Annotated in this window: 22 protein-coding genes and 3 tRNA genes; 14 read left to right on the forward strand and 11 right to left on the reverse strand. The window is 44.7% G+C overall.

Translation table 11 applies throughout. From position 1 onward, the window contains the following. Positions 1-172: 172 nt before the first annotated feature. On the reverse strand, positions 173-2041 hold the full coding sequence (htpG, locus tag Q7P67_RS06500; protein ID WP_303851136.1) for a molecular chaperone HtpG: 1869 nt from the start codon (positions 2039-2041) through the stop codon (positions 173-175). Between the two features lie 404 nt (positions 2042-2445). Here htpG and Q7P67_RS06505 point away from each other — a divergent pair, with 404 nt between their 5' ends. The 8 genes from Q7P67_RS06505 (at position 2446) to Q7P67_RS06540 (ending at position 8483) form a co-directional block, all read left to right on the forward strand. Beyond that, positions 2446-4026 (forward strand): NFACT RNA binding domain-containing protein, encoded by a 1581-nt coding sequence (locus Q7P67_RS06505; protein ID WP_303851137.1) that lies wholly within the window; start codon positions 2446-2448, stop codon positions 4024-4026. A 25-nt stretch (positions 4027-4051) separates the two neighbouring features. Then, positions 4052-4360: a succinate dehydrogenase assembly factor 2 gene (locus Q7P67_RS06510; protein ID WP_303851139.1), complete on the forward strand. Its 309-nt coding sequence runs from the start codon at positions 4052-4054 to the stop codon at positions 4358-4360. Between the two features lies 1 nt (position 4361). After that, the gene (locus Q7P67_RS06515; RefSeq protein ID WP_303851140.1) at positions 4362-4664 is read left to right on the forward strand and encodes a hypothetical protein; all 303 of its coding nucleotides are present in this window, start codon (positions 4362-4364) and stop codon (positions 4662-4664) included. Then, positions 4664-5653 carry a 2-hydroxyacyl-CoA dehydratase gene (locus Q7P67_RS06520; RefSeq protein ID WP_303851142.1) on the forward strand — a complete coding sequence of 330 codons (990 nt, stop codon included), beginning with the start codon at positions 4664-4666 and terminating at the stop codon, positions 5651-5653. Before Q7P67_RS06515 ends, Q7P67_RS06520 begins: the two co-directional genes overlap by 1 nt. Next, positions 5650-6393 carry an acyl-CoA dehydratase activase gene (locus tag Q7P67_RS06525; RefSeq protein ID WP_303851144.1) on the forward strand — a complete coding sequence of 248 codons (744 nt, stop codon included), beginning with the start codon at positions 5650-5652 and terminating at the stop codon, positions 6391-6393. The genes Q7P67_RS06520 and Q7P67_RS06525 overlap by 4 nt, the downstream gene beginning before the upstream one ends. A 14-nt stretch (positions 6394-6407) precedes the next feature. Beyond that, a complete protein-coding gene (locus Q7P67_RS06530; RefSeq protein ID WP_303851146.1) occupies positions 6408-6989 on the forward strand; it encodes a hypothetical protein in 582 nt (193 codons plus the stop codon). Between the two features lie 154 nt (positions 6990-7143). Further along, positions 7144-8292, forward strand: a complete 1149-nt coding sequence (locus tag Q7P67_RS06535) for a YbfB/YjiJ family MFS transporter (protein WP_303851147.1) — start codon at positions 7144-7146, stop codon at positions 8290-8292. Beyond that, on the forward strand, positions 8280-8483 hold the full coding sequence (locus Q7P67_RS06540; protein WP_303851149.1) for a 4-oxalocrotonate tautomerase family protein: 204 nt from the start codon (positions 8280-8282) through the stop codon (positions 8481-8483). Before Q7P67_RS06535 ends, Q7P67_RS06540 begins: the two co-directional genes overlap by 13 nt. 78 nt (positions 8484-8561) lie before the next feature. Here Q7P67_RS06540 and Q7P67_RS06545 read toward each other — a convergent pair whose 3' ends face one another. Next, entirely contained in the window at positions 8562-10412 is a 1851-nt protein-coding gene (locus tag Q7P67_RS06545; RefSeq protein ID WP_303851150.1) for a methyl-accepting chemotaxis protein, read from the reverse strand. A gap of 405 nt (positions 10413-10817) precedes the next feature. On the opposite strand from Q7P67_RS06545, the gene Q7P67_RS06550 reads away from it, so the two are divergent. After that, on the forward strand, positions 10818-11207 hold the full coding sequence (locus Q7P67_RS06550; protein WP_303851151.1) for a helix-turn-helix domain-containing protein: 390 nt from the start codon (positions 10818-10820) through the stop codon (positions 11205-11207). A 19-nt stretch (positions 11208-11226) separates the two neighbouring features. Here the strand turns inward: Q7P67_RS06550 and Q7P67_RS06555 are convergent. Together Q7P67_RS06555 and Q7P67_RS06560 are read right to left on the reverse strand one after the other, a co-directional pair. Further along, positions 11227-11299: transfer RNA gene (locus Q7P67_RS06555), tRNA-Gly, on the reverse strand. Positions 11300-11353: 54 nt separating this feature from the next. Continuing rightward, positions 11354-11929, reverse strand: a complete 576-nt coding sequence (locus tag Q7P67_RS06560) for a hypothetical protein (RefSeq protein WP_303851152.1) — start codon at positions 11927-11929, stop codon at positions 11354-11356. 161 nt (positions 11930-12090) lie between these two features. Between Q7P67_RS06560 and Q7P67_RS06565 the strand changes: the two genes are divergently transcribed. From Q7P67_RS06565 to Q7P67_RS06580, 4 genes are read left to right on the forward strand one after another with little or no spacing between them, the layout of a single operon-like run. After that, a complete protein-coding gene (locus Q7P67_RS06565; RefSeq protein ID WP_303851153.1) occupies positions 12091-13617 on the forward strand; it encodes a calcium-binding protein in 1527 nt (508 codons plus the stop codon). A gap of 12 nt (positions 13618-13629) precedes the next feature. Next, on the forward strand, positions 13630-13785 hold the full coding sequence (locus Q7P67_RS06570; RefSeq protein ID WP_303851154.1) for a hypothetical protein: 156 nt from the start codon (positions 13630-13632) through the stop codon (positions 13783-13785). A 56-nt stretch (positions 13786-13841) separates the two neighbouring features. Further along, positions 13842-14267: a nucleotidyltransferase substrate binding protein gene (locus tag Q7P67_RS06575; RefSeq protein WP_303851155.1), complete on the forward strand. Its 426-nt coding sequence runs from the start codon at positions 13842-13844 to the stop codon at positions 14265-14267. Continuing rightward, complete coding sequence (locus Q7P67_RS06580; protein WP_303851156.1) at positions 14267-14563, forward strand: nucleotidyltransferase family protein; 297 nt, start codon at positions 14267-14269, stop codon at positions 14561-14563. Before Q7P67_RS06575 ends, Q7P67_RS06580 begins: the two co-directional genes overlap by 1 nt. Before the next feature lie 77 nt (positions 14564-14640). Here the strand turns inward: Q7P67_RS06580 and Q7P67_RS06585 are convergent, their stop codons facing one another. After that, on the reverse strand, positions 14641-16008 hold the full coding sequence (locus Q7P67_RS06585; protein WP_303851157.1) for an ATP-binding protein: 1368 nt from the start codon (positions 16006-16008) through the stop codon (positions 14641-14643). 63 nt (positions 16009-16071) lie between these two features. Between Q7P67_RS06585 and Q7P67_RS06590 the strand changes: the two genes are divergently transcribed. Then, entirely contained in the window at positions 16072-17403 is a 1332-nt protein-coding gene (locus Q7P67_RS06590) for a hypothetical protein (RefSeq protein WP_303851158.1), read from the forward strand. Positions 17404-17482: 79 nt separating this feature from the next. Here the strand turns inward: Q7P67_RS06590 and Q7P67_RS06595 are convergent. The 6 genes from Q7P67_RS06595 to Q7P67_RS06620 all read right to left on the reverse strand — a co-directional run bounded on the left by Q7P67_RS06595 (position 17483) and on the right by Q7P67_RS06620 (position 21994). After that, a tRNA-Cys gene (locus tag Q7P67_RS06595) sits at positions 17483-17553 on the reverse strand. A 48-nt stretch (positions 17554-17601) separates the two neighbouring features. Next, a tRNA-Gly gene (locus Q7P67_RS06600) sits at positions 17602-17674 on the reverse strand. Between the two features lie 87 nt (positions 17675-17761). Beyond that, positions 17762-18370 (reverse strand): MnmC family methyltransferase, encoded by a 609-nt coding sequence (locus tag Q7P67_RS06605; protein ID WP_303851159.1) that lies wholly within the window; start codon positions 18368-18370, stop codon positions 17762-17764. Positions 18371-18416: 46 nt separating this feature from the next. Further along, positions 18417-19979, reverse strand: a complete 1563-nt coding sequence (gene nadB, locus Q7P67_RS06610; protein ID WP_303851160.1) for an L-aspartate oxidase — start codon at positions 19977-19979, stop codon at positions 18417-18419. Beyond that, positions 19980-20702 (reverse strand): hypothetical protein, encoded by a 723-nt coding sequence (locus Q7P67_RS06615; protein ID WP_303851161.1) that lies wholly within the window; start codon positions 20700-20702, stop codon positions 19980-19982. Continuing rightward, on the reverse strand, positions 20699-21994 hold the full coding sequence (locus tag Q7P67_RS06620; protein ID WP_303851162.1) for a radical SAM protein: 1296 nt from the start codon (positions 21992-21994) through the stop codon (positions 20699-20701). The genes Q7P67_RS06615 and Q7P67_RS06620 overlap by 4 nt, the downstream gene beginning before the upstream one ends. Positions 21995-22177: the final 183 nt, after the last annotated feature.

The raw sequence follows: 22177 nt of genomic DNA on the forward strand, positions 1-22177 counted from the left end.
CGAAGAAATGTTTGGGATAGAGAATGATATGGGTAAAAAACAGCTATTTGCCGCAATATAAATCAGAAAAAGAGAATAAAAAGATAAAGAGACAAAAAACGCCGTACTTCTTTCGAAATACGGCGTTTGTCAGCAATCTGAGTGGGGCATCAGCCCCACTTTCAGTTACATATTAAACAGTTTCAGCCATTATCTTCGTTAACAATGAAGCGAATCTTGCGGTGTCCGCCGGCATGTTGCCTTCCAGTATAAGTGCCTGATTATAAAGGAGTTCGCTTATATCAGCCACTTTCCGGCTGTCTGCATTTTTTTCAAACTCCGCGTTCAGTTTTTCTATAAGTGCGTGGGCGGGGTTCAGTTCAAGAATTTTACTTCTTTTAGGTACAGGCTGTCCCATCTGTCTGAGCATTGCCTCAAGGTTCGGGTCGATGTCGGAATCGCCTGAAACAAGCACACAGGGTGAGTCTTTAAGTCTTGAGGAGAGCCTTACCTCGCTGACGCTGTCGCCGAGAACAGACTTAACCTTTTCGGTAAGTTTTGCAAAGTGCTCTTTCGCTTCTTTCTTCTCCTCTTCCTTGCCAAGGTCTATGTCCCCTTTCAGGATGGATTTGAATTTTTTGCCCTTATATTCCATCAGACCGGAAATTATTATGTCGTCCACCTCGTCCGTCATGAACAGCACTTCGAGTTCCTTCTCTTTCAGAGCCTCAAGATAGGGGGATTTTTCCAGTTCTGCCCGGCTTTTGCCTGTGATATAGTATATCTCCTGCTGTTCGGTTTTCATGCGTGCAAGATAATCGTCAAGACATGTTACTTTCCCGTTTTCCGTATCCGTTGACTCCATAACCATAAGAGACGCTATTTCCTCTTTACGTTTGAAATCAAAATGGACACCTTCTTTCAGCACTCTGCCGAACTCTTTAAAAAATGCCAGATATTTGTCCGGTTCAGAAGACTTCATTTTCGCTAAAGTTTCCAGAACCTTTTTGGTGATGTTGTTTTTAATGGTTTCAACCTGTCTGTTGTTTTGCAGTATCTCGCGGGAAACGTTCAGCGGCAGGTCGGAAGAATCCACAACACCTACGATAAAACGCAGCCAGTTGGGTATAAGCTCACCGCAGTGCTCCATTATCTGCACACGGCGCACATAGAGCGCGGGACCGGATTTAAAATCTGCATAAAGAATGTTCATGGGCGCTTTTGAAGGGATGAAAAGCAGCGCCGCAAACTCGGAAGTACCCTCCGCCCTGAAATGTATTGTTGCAGCCGGATCCTGATAGTCGTGGGAAACGTGGCGGTAGAACTGGTTATACTCATCCGCCTGAACCTCGCTTTTATCCTTCAGCCAGACAGCTTTCATGGAGTTAAGCGCCTCTTCAGTGACAACATCTTTGTCGTCTTCTTTCTTTGTTGTGTCCATCACAACCGGATAGCTTATATAATCAGAATATTTCCTGACGATCTCTTTTATCTCCCATTCGTCGGCATATTCTTTGCAGTCGTCTTTCAGATGCAGAACTATCTTTGTTCCGCGTTCGTTCTTTTCATATGGTTCAACAGTGAAAGAACCGTCGGCTGTGGATTCCCATTTTATACCGACGCTGGCATCTTCGCCCGCTTTTCTGGAATATACTGTGACTCTATCCGCCACCATGAACGAGGAATAAAAACCTACGCCGAACTGACCGATAAGCTCAGGGCTGTTCTCCTTTTTCTCAAGAAGCTGCATGAACTCTTTTGTACCGGAATGGGCAATGGTTCCGAGCGCTTTGACAGCTTCATCCTTTGTCATACCGATACCGTTGTCAATAACTGTGAGTGTGTTTTTGTCCTTGTCGGCAATGAGCTTTATCCTGTAATCAGCGTCGCCCTCTATAAGAGAATCGTTTGTCAGCGCATGAAAGCGAAGTTTGTCGATTGCATCGGACGCGTTTGAGATAAGCTCCCTGAGAAAAATCTCTTTGTGCGAGTAGAGCGAATGAATCATCAGCTCAAGAAGTTTATTCACCTCGGTTTTGAACTGCATTCTCTCCTGTGACATCTGGAAACCTCCTGATAATAATTTTTTACGCTTCTGAATATTATGTTTTTTATCAAAAAAATCAAGTTTGAGTTGAATAATTAAGAGAGATCGCCGCGTCGCTGTCGCTCCTCGCGAAGACAGTTGGCGGTCAGATGCAAGCAGAACAAGGAAAAACTTCCGAGCGGGCTGTGAGCATACAAGTAAGTATGTGAGCAGTTCCGAGGAAGGGGTGACACAGTTATGCGATGCATATCACCGCCAACCGTAAAAAACAAACGGGCACGGTGGTTAGTCGTGCCCGTGTTCCTCCAGTAATTAGGAGGGAGGAGGGTTATGTTTTACTGCCGGTTATTGCTATGTATCAATATATAACCTGCCATTCTTGTGTCAATGGTTTGTTTTATGTAAAAAATTAGTGTAGGATGTGTGTTTTACAGAGGAGAAGGATTCTGGACGGACTGACACTCACCAAAGCGGTGAACACTATAAAACAGAGATACGAAGGCGTACAGGTGACAAAAATCAACGTCACCGAGAACAGCGTCACCATCGGGCTGTTCGCGCCGGACAGAAAAAACCTGCACGTTCGCATCACTGGCGGCGCTCCCGCGCTGTTCACATCCGACACTCAGGAAGGCGTACCAGACCCGTTTCTGGACAGACTTTCCGGCGGAAAGATAGTCGAGATAGGCGGAAGACGCTACGACCGTCTTTTCTGGCTTTCCATAGCCAAGCGCAGACCAAGCGGCAAGATTGAGACCCATAAGCTGATATTCGAGCTTATAGGCAAGATGTCGAACGCCGCGCTGGTGAACGAAAACGGAAACATCATCTGGCTTTTTGCAAAGAACAACGCCGACCCCGACAGAAGTTTTTTTGTGGGCGACAGGTACCATGCGCCGAGGCTCAATAAGCGGGACACCCTTGAAAAGTATGCAGCAGGCAACTTTGCCGACCTGCTGGGGTTCTACCCTGTCACGGTGAAACACGCGGAAACCTACACGGCGAACGGATACAGCTTTGCGGAGACCGCCGCGCTTATAAACGAAAGCCTCACCGACGGCATCTTCCATGAGGATTCGCAGGGACGCGTAATCCCTTTTAAACCGTACGAAGACGGCGAAACCATCACCATAGACGACCTGAAAGACAGGATGTACAAGCCTGCTGTGAAAAAAGACGACGGCATCAGGATACGGCTCACCCGCTTTTTCGAGAAGCAGGCGGAAAAGTATATGGTGCTGAAAGACAAGCTGAAAGAAGAGTTTGCAGAGGCGGAAACTTTTCCTAAGGTTCGCACCAAGGCTGATTTGCTGAAAAGCAACCTGCATCTGCTGAAAGGCGGAAAAGGACGCGTCGAACTCACCAGCTACACCGAAAACGGCATAGAGACAGTGCCGTTTGACATACCGGAGCTTTTCGATCCTAACAAAGAGGTCAACAGACTGTACCGCCGCGCGGATAAGCTGGAACGCTCCGTGGCGCTCCTTACTTCACGCATGGGAGAAGTTGACAACATGATAGATTCCGCACTGGAACAGCTCTACTACATTGAGATATCGGCGAAGGAGGACGAACTGCGCGAGCTTGCCCTTGAGATGAAAAAATCCGAGCCGAAACAGAAAAAACAGATAAAGGAAAAGCAGTTCATACGCCTTGAGATAGGCGGCGGAACGGCATACATAGGGCGAAACTCCGTCAGCAACCACAGGCTTGTCTTCCAGTTCGCAAACCCCGAAGACATGTGGTTCCACGCTCAGAAGATACCCTCTTCCCACCTCATATTCCGCAAAAGCGGCGGCATAACGCAGGACGAGATCGGGCAGTGCGCCGCAATCGTAGCCGGAATGAGCAAAGCGAAGCAAAATCTGAAAGTTACCGTTGACTACACACAGAAAAAAAACGTAAAAAAGCCTAAGAACACACCGCCCGGCTTCGTCATATACCACAGGTTCAGGTCGGTGACGGTCACACCCGTTCATATTGACGAAAACAATGATTGATATATATTGCTAAACGGAGACACACATGGAAAGAATGGAAGCACTCAGGAAAAAAGCTATTTTTCAGGCGGCGCGCCGCGCGATACTGGAAAATGAGATGTTCCTTCGTGATTATGTCACAAATCACCTGCCCGAAAGCTACACAGAGGAAGACCTTGAAAACTTCATAGCCATGCTGGTGAGGATGTTTGACAACGATCTGTTCGACCTTGTGATGGGCGTTAAATCTGCGGAAGACCTTCAGCATCTTTATGACTACAGATTCATCAAAGATATACAGGACTTCGCCGAACAGCGCCGTACTGAAATTAAAAAAGCGAAGGGACTTATATAAAATGAACGAACGCTGGATGGCTGTTTTCGAAGATATGACATGGTACGACGCAAAACTCGACTGTGAAGGCGATGCCTGCGAACTGTACATCTATAACAAAAAACAGAAAATCAAAACAAAAAAGCTGAAAGAAAACGACTTCACAAAGGTTATCCGCCTTCAGGACAGAATGAGCGGCGACACCATCGACCTTGTGGATTTCAACGAAATGGACAGGTTCTTTGAACAGAATATGGTGATTTTTAAAAACAGACAGGGTCTGCACAAAGAAGTACGCAGATATATAGATTTCAGTCTTAAATAATGTCGAAAGTAGGATTCACAACAACAATTCCGGTTGAAATTGTTCTGGCGGCGGGGAAAACACCCGTTGACCTCAACAACGTGTTCATTACCGACGAAGACCCCGTTAAAATGGCGGAGGCGGCGGAGGATGAAGGTCTGCCCAGAAACCTCTGCGCGTGGATAAAAGGCATATACACCGCCGTTAAACAGGCGGAGATAGACGAGGTTGTCGCCGTTACTCAGGGCGATTGCAGCAACTCACACGCTCTGGCGGAGCTCTTTATCAGCGCCGGAATAAAAGTGCACTCGTTCAGCTATCCCTTTGAAAAAGAGAACAGATACGACCAGCTCAGGACAGAGATGGAGCGTTTCGCAAAATCTCTGGGAACCACACTGGATGCGGCTGTGGAATATACAAAAGTCACTGACCCTGTGCGCGAAAAACTGCGCAGACTGGACAGAATGACCACGGAAGGTCAGGTGACAGGCTTTGAAAACCACCTCTGGCTGGTAAGCTCCACCGATTTCAATACCTGCCTTCAAACATACGAAAAAGACCTCGACGACTTCCTTTCAATGACCGAAGGACGGTTTCTTGAGGAAGATGGTTTACGAATAGGCTTCATAGGCGTTCCGACTATATTTTCAGATATATACCAGTTCATAGAGTCAAAGGGTGCGCGGGTGGTCTATAACGAAATCCAACGGCAGTTCGCTATCCCGTCAGACGATCCGGACTACGTTCAGCGCTATGCAGACTACACCTACCCATATGACGTTTTCGGCAGGGTTGAAGACATACAGAAGGCTGTGGAAGAGCGGCAACTGGACGGTATAGTCCATTACGTTCAGTCATTCTGCTATCGCCAAATGCAGGATATCACCATCCGAAGGAACATCAAATGCCCAATCCTCACCATTGAGGGCGACGCACCGGGTGGCATAGACGCGCGCACGAAAATACGCATCGAATCGTTCCTTGAGATGCTTGAGGCGAGGAAAAAATGAAACTCGGCATAGACCTTGGCAGCAGATTCGTTAAAATTGCAGTGCAAAATGGCGAAACCGTCGAATTTCACCGTGAAGATACGGTGTTTTTCTATAAAAACCGCGTAAAACGGGATGAAAAAGGCGTAAAAATAGATCTTTCAGCATACGGAGCGGACGAAAATACCGTCATAACTGCAACCGGATACGGACGGAATATGCTGACGTTTGCGAACGCAAATGTGATATCCGAGATAAAAGCCCACTATCAGGGGGCATTGCAATCCACCGGCGAAAACGAGTTCATCCTCGTTGACGTTGGCGGGCAGGACAGCAAGGTAATCTATGTGCGGGACGGCTACATCGAAGATTTCGTCATGAACGATAAATGCGCAGCCAGCACAGGCAGATTCCTTGAAAACGCCTGCCGCATACTGGACATCACCCTTGAAGAGCTTTCCGGCATGACCGAAAACCCCGTTAAAATGAACTCCACCTGTGCGGTGTTCTCCGAAAGCGAGCTTGTGGGCAAAATAGCCGAGGGCATCCCCATGGAGCATATCGGCGCAGGGGTCAACGAGAGCATAGCCCGCCGACTGTTTCCGCTTATCCGCAAATACCGCCATAAGAAGCTGTATGCAGCGGGCGGTGTCGCAGAAAACAGAGGACTCATCCGCCTGCTTTCAGAGATGGCGGAGAGCGAGATTCAGGTCATCAAAAACCCGCAGTTCAACGGCTGTTTCGGGTGTTTATATTATTAATTGAGAGGTTTTAGATGTGTGACAAAACATCTGATACTAAAAATAGCCTTTATCAAGAACACTACAACAAGTGTTACACAAATATCAGAGAATCTGAAATGTTGATAGATAAAAATATTTTGTATTTATCATCAGGTGCTTTGGCAGTAACACTGGGAACGGTATCTCAATTGTCTGACAATTCGCATAAATACTTAATCATTTCTGCTTGGGTACTGTTTGTTTTAGCAATTTTGCTAACTTTTTTCTCTTTTTTCACAAGCATAGAAGCACATCAAAAATCAATAATTGATGCCGAAAATATATTAACTAAGGACAAAGAAACTGATACTGCAAAAACATATAATATAGCTACAAAAATTTTATCAATCTTAAGCTTTATGATTTTTGTTGCAGGTCTCATATGTACAGGGATATACTATACAATAAATCTCAAAGAGGGCACTCAAATGCCTAATACCAAAACTACTCAATTAACAGAAGGTTTTTCAGCGCCTAAAATTCAAGCAACCTCTATCGATAAAGGGCTATCTACTCCTAAAGTTCCATCAACATCAGGAACATCATCTGATAATAGTAATGGTGGTAAAAAGTAATACATTTTTAATTGGAAACCCTTTTTCTGTTATCTTGCATACCTTAATGTAAGTCTTAGTAACTCCAAATTAACAATAATGCAGCAACCGTAAAAACTCCTTTAACTTTAAAATTTAACACTTTATTTCCGATTCGTTTCCCGTATAATCCTATATGGAACTTATTCGCATAATTACGGCGGGGATAGCGTCCATGGCGATGGCGATGGGCATTGCGCGGTTCGCATACACCCCCATGATACAGATAATGACGGAAAGCGGCGTACTCACCGTTGCACAGGCGGGCGGTATCGCCTCGCTCAATTATCTGGGCTATCTCGCCGGCTCAATCTTCTTCATGGTTAAACCGATACGCAGCAAAAACGTATGGTTTGCCGCCATGTATTTCATAAACGCCACCACCCTCGGTCTTTTCGCACTCACTCAGGACATATACATATGGTCGGTTCTGCGCACGGTATCGGGCTTTGCCAGCGCCGGGATGTTCCTGCTCATGTCCGTTATTGTTTCAGAAGCCCTTGCAGCGAAAGGGCATTTACGCTTAGCCGGACTTATCTTCACAGGCATCGGCATCGGTATACTTATTTCCGGATTCACTGTGCTGGTGTTCGGCAATTTCATGGGATGGAAAGGGCTTTGGATAGTATTTTTCATCGGGATGCTGCTTACATCCCCCCTCTGTTTTTTTAAACAGGCAAATCCGCACGCAAATACTCAAACGGCTTCCGCACAGGAAGAGCCTATGCACCCGTTCATCTATTTCCTGTCCGCCGCATACTTCCTCATGGGCACGGCATACATAGTTTCCGGCACTTTTCTGGTACTTATCATCGGACGCGCCGGATTCAGCGGCTATTGGGCATGGATGATAACCGGACTGTGCGCCGTACCGGGCATAATATATTTCACCCTGAACGCCGGACGCACAGGATTTATTAAAAATCTCATTCCGGCATACGTCTTTCTGGGTCTGAGCTGCGCCCTGCCCGCACTTTACAGCTCTGCGCCAGCGCTGTTTCTCGCGGCGGGGATATACGGCGCAACCTTTCTCGGCATTGTGGCGCTCACTGTGGGATTTGCAAAAAAACTTGCAGGCTCCCACACCGCATACGCCATAGGGCTTGTAACGGTTGCATTCAGCATAGGACAGGTCATAGGTCCCGCTGCGGCTGGCTGGTCGGCGGAAAAGACGGGTAATTTCTCATATTCCCTGATGGCGGCATCCATACTCTGTGCCGCGGCGATTCTGATACTTCTGGCAGGATGCTTTATATATAGAAGGAGGTCAATATGCCGTATGTAAATATCAAGATAACAAAGGAAGGCGTTACGAAGGAGCAGAAGGACGAGCTTATCAAACGCGCCACACAAATGCTCGTGGACGTTCTGAACAAGAACCCCGAAACCACCGTGGTAGTCATTGACGAAGTTGATACGGACAACTGGGGAATCGGCGGAATAGCCGTTACGGAGCGGCGCAAGGCTGCGAAGTAAAAAGACCCCGCCTAAGCAAGCGGGGTCCGCACCGGAGAACTGCACCGTTTTTGTGTGTGTTTAATATAAGGCACAGTCTCAATTTATCCTGAACATTCGGGTAACGCTCATCTGGTCGTCCGCCTGCTTCTGCAGGTCGGCAACAGTCGCCGAGACCTGACTCAGCGCCGCCGAGCTTTGTTCCAGACCGGATGAGATTACCTGTGTATTGTCGTTTATGTTGTTAATTGCAGCAGTCTGTTCCTGCACCGCAGTGGTAATCATAAGGCTTGCGCTGCTGATTTCCTCGACAGCGCGCACTATCTTTTCGAAGATCTCATCCGTTGTGGCGAGTCTTTCCACGCCCTCGTTCACCCATGTTCCGGCAAGCTGCATGTCCTCGTTGGTCTTGTTGGTTTCAACCACAAAGGACGAAATAATCCGTTCAATTTCCGAAATGGACTGCTGTGTACGCTCCGCCAGTTTGCGTACTTCATCGGCAACAACGGCGAAACCTCTGCCGTGTTCCCCAGCTCTAGCCGCTTCTATTGCTGCGTTAAGCGCCAGCAGGTTCGTCTGGTCTGCGATATCGTTTATGACAAGCAGTATACTGCCTATCTCCTGCGATGATTTTGAAAGCCCTTCGACAGTGCTGCTCAGTGTGCTGACATTCTGCTGAATGTTGCTCATCACACTGTTCGCCATGACTATGCACTCCTTACCCTCGTCGGTAAGCTCTTTCGCCGCCTGAGATTTCTTTGTGACGTCGTTGATGGAAACAAGCACATGAGCGGATGTTGCGCTTATCTCCTCCACAGCGGATGCAACACCGCTGACCTGCCCCGTCTGCTCTGTAAAGGTGCTTGACAGCTCCTCTGTTGTGCTTGCAAGTTCAGTGCTGCCGGATGCCAGAGTGTTCGATGAGTTCACGATTCCCTCTATCACCTCATGGAGCTTCCCTTTCATATTTTCAAGGGAGCGGGCAAACTGCCCTATCTCGTCCTTCTGGTCTATATCCATCCTGACGGTAAAATCTCCATCTGAAAGCCTGTCTGCAAACCCAACAGCCTTTGCCATGGGCACAGTAACCGACTTCGTGATTATAATTCCGATGATTATTCCGCACACTATAGCTATAACAGAGAACACCCCCACAAACATCAGAGCAACTTTTATGGACGAATCCATGGCAGTGCGCTCCTGTGCGGAAACATCGCCGCATATCTTCTGGGCCGCCATGGCACTTTCCATCATGACCGTCTGATATTCAGCGCGCTTTCCAAGGCTTCCAGCGAGATTATGGAAATCAGCATCATAGCTTTTAAGCGATATTGTGAGTTTACCGATGTCCGTTGATGCGTCCTGCGACATGGGGTTTGCAGTTGCAGCGGTAAATGCCTTTTCATAGCTTTTCTGCTGCGAATCGAACAGATCCTGTTTCTGATACATTATATATCTGAACGCAAACAGACGCATCTGAAGCAGATGCTTTATTATATCGTCGGAACCTATCCTGTCGGCAATAGCAAAAACATTCTCAGCAGAGGCGTTCAGCCTTTCTCTCAGCCTGACTTCTTCTTTCGATTCATCAACATATCTGTTGAAATTATCTTTATATTGGTTAATACGCGCAGTAATCTCAGTTAACTTTTCCGCGTCATTTCCGGTTGCGTATTTCGCAAGGTCAATGCGGGCAATATTAACGGCGTCGTCCAGATTGTTAAGGACGGCGGAAATGTACTGTTCATCGTCAAACATTGTGAATTTTACCTGATTCAATCTTGCGTCATATATTAGCTTTTCAATATGTGTAAACATATCTCTCTTTTCAACCCGCTTGGAAACAGAGTACATTCTGCTGAAACTCAACAGACTTATAGCCGTTAGCAATGCCAGAACAAGCCCAAAGCCGACAAACAGCTTTCCTGAAAGTTTCATATTTTTCAACACATCTAACTCCTGAAAATACATACACAAAAGAACAATATAACACAGTGAATTTTAAGCTGTAACCGTAATACCCGTCATAATATTTTTTACACATAGCAAACACCATACCCCCAAGTGAAACTGCATTGCGTAAACTAAAACGTGATTTACTTTATCTCTGCAATATGATATAAGCGTTATGAAAGGATATAAATTAATTTTCTTACACCCTTATACATGGTCATTGAATTTATAGTGAACCTATTCACATGCTAGCCTCAAAAAAAGGACATACGTTGACCATAAACGTATAGACAATTAATTTGCATATTTAAGTTATTATCATAGGTTAAACCCTATGTCAAACCAAATATGACTCATTTTATCCTATTGGATATATCCCAGATAACGCTTATACATAGTGTCATGAGCAAACAAAATATACAAAACTCAACTCTTTTAATTTCAATCGGGGAGACCGTCAGAATGCTCAGAAAACAAAAAGGGTATTCACAGGAAAAACTTGCAGAAATGGCAGACCTGCACACGACCACCATCTCCGAAATTGAATGCGGAAAGAGCAACCTTACTATTATCAGTCTTGAGCGTATCGCACATGCGCTTGATTGTACTATTATTGCATTCTTCCCCAGTATTCAGGCGGAAGAGGACTCTGATTTTAACGAACAGATAAAAAGGCTGGTTTTAAACCATAGGCGTATGAAAGAAAGGGACAGACCCATCCACCAGAACGTTATTAAGGCGATAGCCGATGCATTCGACTGCCAGAAAGAGGCAAAAAAAAACCTGTCTTAAAGACAGGTTTTTCGAAAAGAGCGGGTAGCCGGACTCGAACCGGTGACCTCAACCTTGGCAAGGTCGCGCTCTACCAACTGAGCTATACCCGCGGGCGAGGTATTTTTATATTAGAATCTGCCCCGTGTGTCAACAACATTTTTAAGTTATTTGATAAGATTCTTAAATGTCGGCTTATAAAGGGAAAAGCCCGTCTTTGCCTTTCTCCTCATATCAACAACGGCAGAACCGTTTAGAACTCTGAAATACTGCGATTTCAGAGAATCACTTATCTTCATGAAGTCAAACCGCTCGGAACACGTTACACCTGATCCGGCGGGAACATTGCTGTAGTTTACCCTGAAATTATACGGGTCAATCTGTGTTACGGTCGTTGCATAAACATCCGTTTCAACAGTTTCAGCAACCATTTCTCCCTCGTCCAGAACAACCTGACCGCCATACTCAAAATAGAGGTCGTAATAGCTGTAATTACCGTCGTAAGCGTAATATGATGTGAACTCGGTGGTAAGAACGTCCGTGGACTTAACATCAACACCGTTAGTACAGGTCACGCTGGCATATACAATCTTATAAGTACCTTTAAGCGTGGCATCGTTGTCGAAATCGATTGCTGTCATGTTTGCATCCTGCTCAACAGCATCACCGGAACCACCGCCGGATCCGCAACCATAGAGAACAGCCATCAAACAAACTATCAGCAGTATCACATACTTTTTCATCTTGCACCCCCTGCATACCTTGTCCATATTATCTTCACATTTTTGGACAAATGTCAAATCAGTTTCAGATTGCAATCCGTTTATGGATTTATCTAAAGGAAATAAACATCCGTTCGATATGACCAATATGTCTTCATAATTTCTTCATATTGAGGCTTCATATGAAAATATCCGGTTCCGAAATATTCAATCATGTGAATCAGCCGGAAATCCAACTGACAAACAGCAGAAAGATATCTGCCAACCTGGTGCAGTCTGTGGGGCTTGAAACCGATATGATGCGCTCTGTCCGCCAGATGGTGGATAAGGTGGAGATAACCGCCATCCAGAAGATGAGGGCTGATTACAACACAGTAATTGTTGACGGCGGCGACGGGGACAATACGTTTAACGTATCAGATATAAAAAACTCATCGATTAAAAGCGGTAAAGGTGATGATACCTTCAATCTCTCCAACGTTCACAGTTCAGTCATTAACGGAGGGGACGGTGATAATGTTTTCAATGCATCCGACATACACAGTTCCAGCCTAAGAGGCGGAGACGGAAACGACACTTTTAACATTTCATCAGGACACAGCTCTGTTGTCAGAGGCGGAGATGGAGAAAATAATTTTTCTTCATCAAATACACAATCTTCTGTTTTTTTAGGCGGAAATGATAACGATACCTTTTCCCTTAAAAACCTGAGAAGTTCATCAGTAAATGGAGGAGAAGGCGATAACACATACACCGCATCCAATATGGAGTCTTCAGTTTTTATCGGTGGAAATGGCAGCGACACATTCGCATTATCAAAACTGGACAGTGTTGTCGTAAAAGGTGGAAACGGTGAGAACACTTACACCGGATCAAACTTTGAATACTCATCATTTAAAGGCGGAGAAGATGTCGATATTTATAATCTTTCAAAAGTATATGGGAGTGTTATAGACGGCGGTAACGGAAACAACACATACAATATTTCAAATACCAAAAGCACTGTATTTAAAGGCGGTAATGATGTTGATACATATACACTTTCAGATACAAGCTATTCAATTCTCAGAAGCGGTGACGGAAACGATATCATAAATGCCATAAATACAAATAGCTCCACTTTTGAAGTCGGCTCCGGGGACGACACCGTTCATCTCACAAATGTATCGGAGACTTCGGTTAAAGCAGATGAGGGAGACGATACGGTCATAATTGAAAATGCTGCAAACACAAGTATTTATGGAGGGGCTGGCAACGACTATCTGTCTTTGAGCGGATCTAATACGTCAATTGACGGCGGAGCAGGCGACGACACTATTATCGGTTCCGGCATGATCACAGGCGGCACAGGAAATGATTATATAACACTTGTATCAGCTTTAAGAAACGGTTCCGAAATACAAACATCAAACATGGTACGTTATGCAAAAGGCGATGGACACGACATATTGAATGCCGGAAGTCAGAACTTCGTCATGGATATGAGAAGTATGTCCAGGGATGATGTCGAAATCACAAATTCATTTAATGAAGAAACAGGAATGAACGAAACAATAATAAACATGAAAGACGGTAGCGGAAGTTTAACAGTAATATCTGACCCCAACAAGGATGCATTGAACGGTACTTCAACATTTCTCTTTTCGGAAAATATCAGAGCGACGGGAAACGGCACTCAAGATATTTTACTCACTAAACTCGCTATGTAATAAAAGAGGTCTATGGAAGCAAAAAATGATATGCTTTACGCAAACGCAGCCAAAGTAAGGAACGCACTTGAGGAACAGGGACTTATACCTGAAACACCGGATAAACCCGTTACCTTTATACCGGAATATATTCACTTCTCAGATGGTGTCGTTACGCTTGAGCGCTGAAAAGCTGACTTTAAAAAACTCCTTATTTACTGTATAGTGGATAAGGAGTTCATATTATGACTAACGATATCAGATGGATTCAACGTTTTTCAAACTTTAAAAAAGCTATGGAACAGCTCAGCGATGCTGTCGCCCTCTCCGAGCAGAGAGAACTCTCCCGACTTGAAAAACAAGGGATGATTCAGGCGTTTGAATTCACACATGAACTCGCATGGAAAACGATAAAAGATTTTCTCGTCAGCAGAGGGACAACATCTATTTTCGGCTCTAAAGATGCTACCAGAGAGGCGTTTAAACTTGAGCTTATCGAAGATGGTGAAGTCTGGATGAATATGATTAAAAGCCGCAACCTCACAGCACATACCTATGACGAAGCCACAGCAGACGAAATCGTCAAAGAAATTATATCCTCATACGCAGAAGCATTTGAAAAGATGCTGACGCGATTTTCCGAACTTGAAAAAGAAGAGAACGGACAATAATGCGTTTCGGACTGAAAGAAGAAACCATCAAAGCAATTAATGATGTTTTTGCGCAGTATCCGCAGATAAAAAAAGCTGTGGTGTTCGGTTCACGGGCAAAAGGTAACTACAGAGACGGTTCCGATATCGACATCTGCCTCTTCGGAGACATCGAACTGTCGCTTCTGCACCGCATAGAAGAATCATTGGACGAACTCTACCTGCCATATACCGTTGATTTGGTGGTCTACGACCGCATCCAGAATCAGGATTTGAAAGAGCATATTGATAGGGTCGGAGTCGGATTTTCATATTAAGTAGCACACTCCGCTAAAATCACGCATATTTATCCGTCATTTATCCATCATATCCGTCACCTATCCGTCAAAAATGACTAAATGAGCCTGTATATGGAGTTCTTTTTGTCTCCACTTCTAGTGATAAAGCCTTTATTCACAAGCTCTTCCAAGTCTCTTAGTGCTGTGCTGGGGGATACTTCATGTAATGAGCGATAAACAGAGTTGGTTAATTGCCCATTAGTTTTTAGATACAGCATAGCTGTGATTTGTCTTTGATTTAATCCTTTGTCTTTTAGTGACTGCTCGTTAAGTTGATCTTTGAATATAGTTATCTGAAAGCCGCCGAAAGCCTCAATAATTTCCGGTTCAGGCAAACCAGCTTCTTTACATGCATCAATGATTCTGGGGATCCCTGTTCCCCATGCTTCGATATAGCCAGCCTTAAGGCAAGCATCGGCTATCAGCCTGTTTCTTGGTCTGGAAGGGTGGCTCAGTTTGAGTGATTCTATAGTGAGTCCTTCAACAAGTTTGCCGTCATTCCAAATTTGTAATTTATCGTCATAAATACGAATTTGTGTCATGTTGCCCATGTAGTCTCTGTGTATCAAAGCGTTTAGAATTGCTTCACGAAGAGCAGGGAAGGGGAATTCAGGGGTTTCGATGCGGTGTACTCCTTCATAGGATATATTTTTTACAATGAATTTGGTCTCTATAATCTCAAACACTTTTTGTTGAAGAGTAATAATGTTACCTTCGATGATTTCATGGAATCTTGGGGATACTTCATTACCAACAAAACGCCCGATTTTGACATGGGAATGCGTATAAAAACTTTCAGGATTCTTGCCAAAAAGCATAATTGCGGCTCGCTTCAATTTGCCGTCTTTAAGCAGATTCAGTTGTGAAAAAAGCTCTTCAGTTGTGAGCTTGCCAGCATCGGGAATTCTTTTTGAACGTTCTGCATCTTTGAGATACAAAGCAACGCTTTCATTATCGATGTCATCGAATGTGGCGTTCTCTTCGATAACATCTCCCCATGTAATGCCTGATTTCTTAAGAAGGAATTCAGTCAAGGAATTGCCTGTAAGCTCTTTTGTGGTACTACCTGTTCTTTGGTAATACTGACCGCTAAGAGAGATCGCCATGTTGGACGGAGAAACCAGTATTTTTATATAATGCTTGTTATCAGATTCAAGCAATTCAACTTCCGCAAATATGCCGAGCTTGCTTTGAATCTTGTTTGGCAGGTCTTCCATCAGCTTTGCATAATTATCGACACCGATGATGTCGCCGTCGTCATTAATACCTATGAACATAGTGCCGCCTTGAGCATTGGCAAAACTACACAGTTGCTTCAGGTATTTATCATCCCAGCTGGCTTTATATTCGATGTTGATGTTTTCTGTCATAATGTACTTTTTATATCCAATGGCATAATTAATCAAACTAAAAAAATGACGCATATTTGATTTATGTGTATAATATTATAAGTTCGTGATAAGGATGATGGAGTAAAAGGAGCGACCATGTCAAAACATTATATAGGTAACAAAATTTCAGGTAAAGTAGGTTATGATAATAAGTTGTTTAAACCAAATAAGATGATATTTCCAAACACTAAAGCATTGGCATACTATAATTTCTATTCTCAAACAATCATGCTTAATTCCATAGAACAAAAAGATGTGATACTTCTAAATAATGCAGCAAATAATTATAATAAATTTGAAGCGGAAAAAAATATTTATACTCTTTACTATCATGAAGCATCACATTGGCTTGACCATACTTCAACTTATTGGGGAGTTAGACTTTTGGGAGAAATATATAGTATGAGTGAAAACCTTTTGAGAATACAAAAAGGACTTTTGAAAGAAAAAGAGTTTCATGATATAAAGAAATTTATAAACAAAATTGAGCTGATACATTTTCCTAAGTATTATTCAACAGTCCAGCAAAAAAGTATTAAAGATAATGTCTGGGGAATGAAAGAGACAGTTGGTCGGCTTTATGATGTGCATGGTCAAATATCAGAGCATCCTATTTTTTTTATAAATTTTAATAACACAGCTGGAAATATTGCAAGACAACCTTTTTCTCTTGCATCTATATTGGAGATGTCTGCAGTTGCTCAAGAAATCTCTTTTACAGAGTTAAAACTTAAATCTCTTTTGACTCCAGATGAACAACTTATTGAAGCAAAGCTATATAAAAAAGAGATAGAAAAAATATTATTATCACCAGAATTAACGACATATAGTGTGTCTGCACATTATACGGCCAATTATTTTAATTTAACGGATGCATTCGAAACTTATAAAATATGTGCTGTCTTAGGACGATTTGTATTAAATTTTCCTAATGACTTTTTTGATAAACTCAACGTTACCGATGTTGCACAAGTATATAGAGAACATTATAAAAAAGCATTTACATATAAGGATAGAGGGGCACTATTTAATTTTTTAGTGAGGGTTATAGCATCAAAAGCTGAAAAAAGAGTGACTTATAAAGATATTGTAGATTTAGTTTCAGATTACTTTCAACAATCAAATATAAGTCTGACTGAGATGTATGATGTTGTTCTTCATGAAATTAAGACAGTCTATAGTTCTCCTACAATGAAATATTATAATGGTCATATAGAGAACATAAGCATAAATAATTTTGAAATTCTTGGTTTATTTGGTAGTGCAGAATATCACTCGTTTGATGTGATCCTTCCTGATTGTATTCTTGGTGATGATTATATTTTATCGCCGTATGGACTCACAGATCCTTTCTTAGAAATTAGGCATTCAAAAATGTGTGACATTGAAATGATGATGAAAGAGTTTTCCGAAGCTTGCATAGTTTAATTGAATACTGGTTAGAAAAAAGGTTAGAAAAGTTGAAATAGAGATCTTCTAAGTCTTGTAACTTATTGATGTTTATGAAAGGCGACGCCCAGAATCGAACTGGGGTACGCGGATTTGCAGTCCGATGCCTAACCACTCGGCCACGTCGCCTTAAAAGGAAAAAAAAGACCGGTAAATCGAACCGGTCTCTTATGAAAAAGCGGGTAGCCGGACTCGAACCGGTGACCTCAACCTTGGCAAGGTCGCGCTCTACCAACTGAGCTATACCCGCGTGAGGTAGCTTTTATAACTTATCACAAACCTGTTGTCAACATCTTATTTCAAATTTTCTTTATTTTTGTCAGAACATAAAGCACGGTCAGACCTTATAAAAAACCGTACCCTCCTGAAAAGCGCCCTCCGGCTTAGGCGTCACCGTATACCGGAAACCCGCACGCACAAAGTCCTCCCTTATCTCCCTGCCGGAAGAGTAGGTAGCCGCCCTGCCAATGTCCGTGCAAAGCCGATAAACGTCTCTGAAAACAGCCTCCGTCCACATTTCAGGATTTTTCCGTTTGCCGAACGGGTCAAAGTAAACCACGTCAAATTTCAGCGGCATGTCGCGTATTATATTCCGCGCGTCGCCGATGGCGATATCAAGCCGCACATTCTCCGCCTGCCCATCACTGATAAGCCTTCTCAGAAGCTCATAGCCTCTGTACGGCCACATAAATCTGTTCTGTCTGATTGTATCAAAGAGCGATGATTGTCGCTCCACAGTGACGATATGGAGTCTGTGGCGGTGTTCAACGGACAGAAGGCGGTCAAGGGTAACGGCAAGGTTGCTGCCGCCTCCGAGGCAAATATCCAAAAGGCGCACGTCCTGCACCTGCAGAAGCTGCTCTATGCCGCTGGCGGTATAGAATTTGTGCAGGCTTTCGGTGAACGCGCCCACGCTTTTGGCTCTATACCCCTCGTTATAGTCCATACTATAGAGGGATATAGAGCCATCCGCTGTAATTAATGGTTTGTTCTTACTTTTTAACGGGATTAAATTCGGCATTATGGAAATAGATGTGCCAGTTGTCGGATATCCTGTCGGGATAGTCGTCTCTGTAGTGTCCACCTCTGCTGCCTTTGCGTTCGTCTGCAGCGGTCGCCATGAGCAGACCGACTGTCAGCATATTGCGTATCTCGGCTGTGGTTCTGTCTCTGGGTACATAGTTTTTGTATTTGGTAAGGTGCCCGCTCAGATATTCTTTCGCAATGGCAAGCCCTGCGGCATTGCGTGAAACGCTCACGCCATCCCACATACTCTCCTGAATCTCGCCAACCATGCCTTCGCCCTGCTCTTCGCTGACGGTTTCAAACTGAGGCATATCCACGGCTTTAACAACCCGGTCTTTGTTGTCAGCAGCGGCCGCGTCTGCGCTTCTTCCGCCGTATACCACGCCTTCGAGAAGGGAGTTGCTGGCGAGTCTGTTTGCGCCGTGAACGCCGTTGCAAGCCGCTTCGCCGCACGCATAAAGTCCTTTAAGACTGCTGCGTCCGAACTCGTCGGTGTATATTCCGCCCATATAATAGTGGGCGGCGGGGCTTACGGGTATGGGATTAACCGTGATGTCTATGTTATATTCCAGACATGTAGTGTAAATTTTCGGGAATCTGTTGCGCACAAAGTCTTTTTCAAGATGTGTCAGATCGAGGAAGACATGATCTGCATCTGTCTGCTTCATCTCGAAGAAAATAGCGCGGCTGACAACATCTCTTGGCGCAAGTTCGCCATCGGGGTGATACTTAGTTGCAAAGCGCTCCATATTTACGTTGCGCAGAATGCCGCCCTCGCCTCTCATAGCCTCGCTTAAAAGGAACGCAGGCGCGCCCTTAACGGAGAGTCCTGTGGGGTGGAACTGATAAAATTCCATATCGCGCATATCAGCACCCGCGCGGAAAGCCATGGCCATTCCGTCGCCTGTAACGACAGCGGGGTTTGTGGTGCGTCTGAAAAGTCTGCCCGCGCCGCCTGTGGCGACTATGACAGCCTTGGCGTAGTAGCATTTGAACTCGCCCGTTTTCTCGTCCAGAGCAAAAACACCGCATACGCTGTCAGGTGCATCTTTGATAAAATCAATGGCATAGGTATATTCAACTTTTTCTATATTGCTGAAATTTTTGGAATATTCTTTCAGAGTGCGCACAATCTCATGTCCGGTAGCGTCGCCTTTAGCGTGGATGATACGGTTGACGCTGTGCGCCGCCTCCCGTGAGAATTCCAGAACGCCTCCGTGCATGTCGAACTTCGCACCCCAAGAGATAAGCTGTTTGATATATTTGGGTCCTTCCTCAACCAGCGTCGAAACGGCTTTAAGATCGCAAAGCCCATCTCCTGCACGCAAAGTATCTTCAATGTGCAGAGTAATATCGTCGTCATCGGAAAGGGCGACTGCGACGCCGCCCTGTGCATACTCGGAGGAGCTTTCCCCCAGAAAACATTTTGTAACAACTGCAACGCTGCCGTATTCGGCAAGTTCAATCGCCGCACGGAGTCCGGCAACGCCGCTGCCAAGAACTATGTAATCGTAAAAGTAATTTTTCATTTAGAACCTGATGGCTGCTTTAAGCCCGTATTGGTTGACATCACCACCTCTTGCGGCTTCAATGTTAAGCACAATGAAGGGGAAGGGGCAGACCTGAAGACCGACCATACCTCTGACAGCATTAACGTTTTCGTCGTCAAGGTCAACGTTGTCGGAATCTTCGCTTGCCATTGTATAAACGTCCTCAACACCGGCATAGGGTGTCAGGATGAGAAAGCCCTTGCTGATGTATATTCCCACAAGACCGGACTGGAGGTCAACATCTTCCAGATCGAGAACTTTTGTATAGGCGGCTTTAACACTGACTGCGGGAGTCAGGACTGAACCCTCAAGGAGTGCGTACTTCGCTTCAAGGGTTACAGCAGTGAAGTCTATATTCGCGCCTTTCGTGATGCTCGCGCCAAGGTCAACTCCAAATGGCAGCCCCTTTTGGATATGTACTCTGTTCGCCCATATAGCGCTGTCGGGGTCGCCGTTGTCCCATGCGTTCTTCCATTTAGCGGAGTCTTCATCAATGTTTGTAAGCTGAGATTCGAGTGCAATGTCAAAGCCAAGACTACCGAGAGGTTCCGCAGGGCTGTTAGGCGTTGGTGTTGCAGCAAGGCTGATATCTTTCATAAGGTCGCTGAAATCATCCTGCGAAAGACCTGGCATCAGCTTAAAATCACCTGCAAATGCCGTCGCGCAGAGAAGTGTAAATACAATAACTAAAACCTTCTTCATTTAGTCCTCCTTTTCAGATCCGGCAGCCCGAAGTCCTTCTGAAAGTTCTCGCGGGTCCTGTTGAAATAGCCGAATTTCATATTTTTATGTTTCTTTTTTATCAGTTTCAGAAGATTTTTAAGTCCTAAAATCTCCTCTTTTTTGAATTTCATTCCGGCGAAAAGGAAATCCGGATCAATGTTCAGGTTGCGCAGTTGGATAAGGTCTATCCTGTACGCATCCAGAAAATCTATCAGTGTGTTCGCCTCGCTCTCCCTGTCGTTTATACCGGGCATAGTGAGGAAGTTCAGCGAGGTATACACGTTGTATCTGTTGGCAAGTTCAATGCTTTTCAGAACGTCGTCAAGTGTATAGCCCACAGGATTGTAATATGCGTCATATGTTGATTGTACCACTGAATTAAGGCTGACCCTAATACTATCTACACCAGCGTCGAAAATCATCTTCATTTTTTCAGGACTGGAGCAGTTCGAGTTGAAATTCACCGTGAGTTCCGGTGCCTGCGCCTTGATGATTTTTATAGCCTTTGCGATGGTGTCCGCAACGGTTATTGGGTCACCCTCACAACCCTGTCCGAAGCTGACGATTGGTTCCTCAGCCACCTCATAGTGGTTAAGAGCTACCTGAGCTATCTCCTCCGGTGTGGGTACGAATTTTATCCTGTCCTGCGGTGCGGTTATACGCTTGTCATCCTGCTTTGAAATACAGCCCATGCACCTGCTGTTGCAGGTGGGCGCTGTGGGCAGGGGGCATTCCCATCTGCCTATAAAGGCGTTCTTCGCCGCCGTGCAGTGGTATTCCAACGCGCAGGTGGAAAGCTGACCGTAAAGCCTGTTGTCCGGATACTTTTCAAGCATCCTGTCAACGGTGGGTTTGAAAGCGTCGGTATAGTCGAAGTTTGCGGGGTTCCATTTGCTGTCGTCGTCAACTTTTATGGCGGGAACAACGAACTTGTCGTTCAGCCAGCCAACGGCTGTGTATGCGTAAAGAGGGAGCACCTCTTCCGTGTTTTTTACATATGCGGGCAGAAACAGTCGGAGAAATCCGGGATCGAGGAACGCGCTCACCGCATAGCCGCCTGTGAAGGTCTCCATGCCCGCTGTCAGCGGGTTATATGCTACCGGATGGGTGTTCGGAACAAAATAAAGTCTTGAACATGGCGGCAGCTCAATAAGCTCCACCTCATAAGGAACGAAATTATAGTTCTCGCTCCTTACAGTCATTTTAAGATGCGGGTGATCATATATATTGCCCTGCCTGTCGGCAAAGAGAAGATTCGGAATAGCGTACATTGGCTGATGCTCCGTAGTTTTGAAAAATAATAGTTTTAGCGCGATGCAAAGTCAAGGTCATATAAACGGTTTTTTCATGGAGAAACACGCAAACTATAGGACGAATCTGATTTGATGTTGTTATTTTTCTTACTTTGTGCCTATAATTTATGGTTGAACATAGGGTGACACATAGTTCATTCC

The sequence above is a fragment of the Seleniivibrio woodruffii genome, assembly GCF_029267515.1.
Classification (GTDB): Bacteria; Chrysiogenota; Deferribacteres; order Deferribacterales; family Geovibrionaceae; genus Seleniivibrio; species Seleniivibrio woodruffii_A.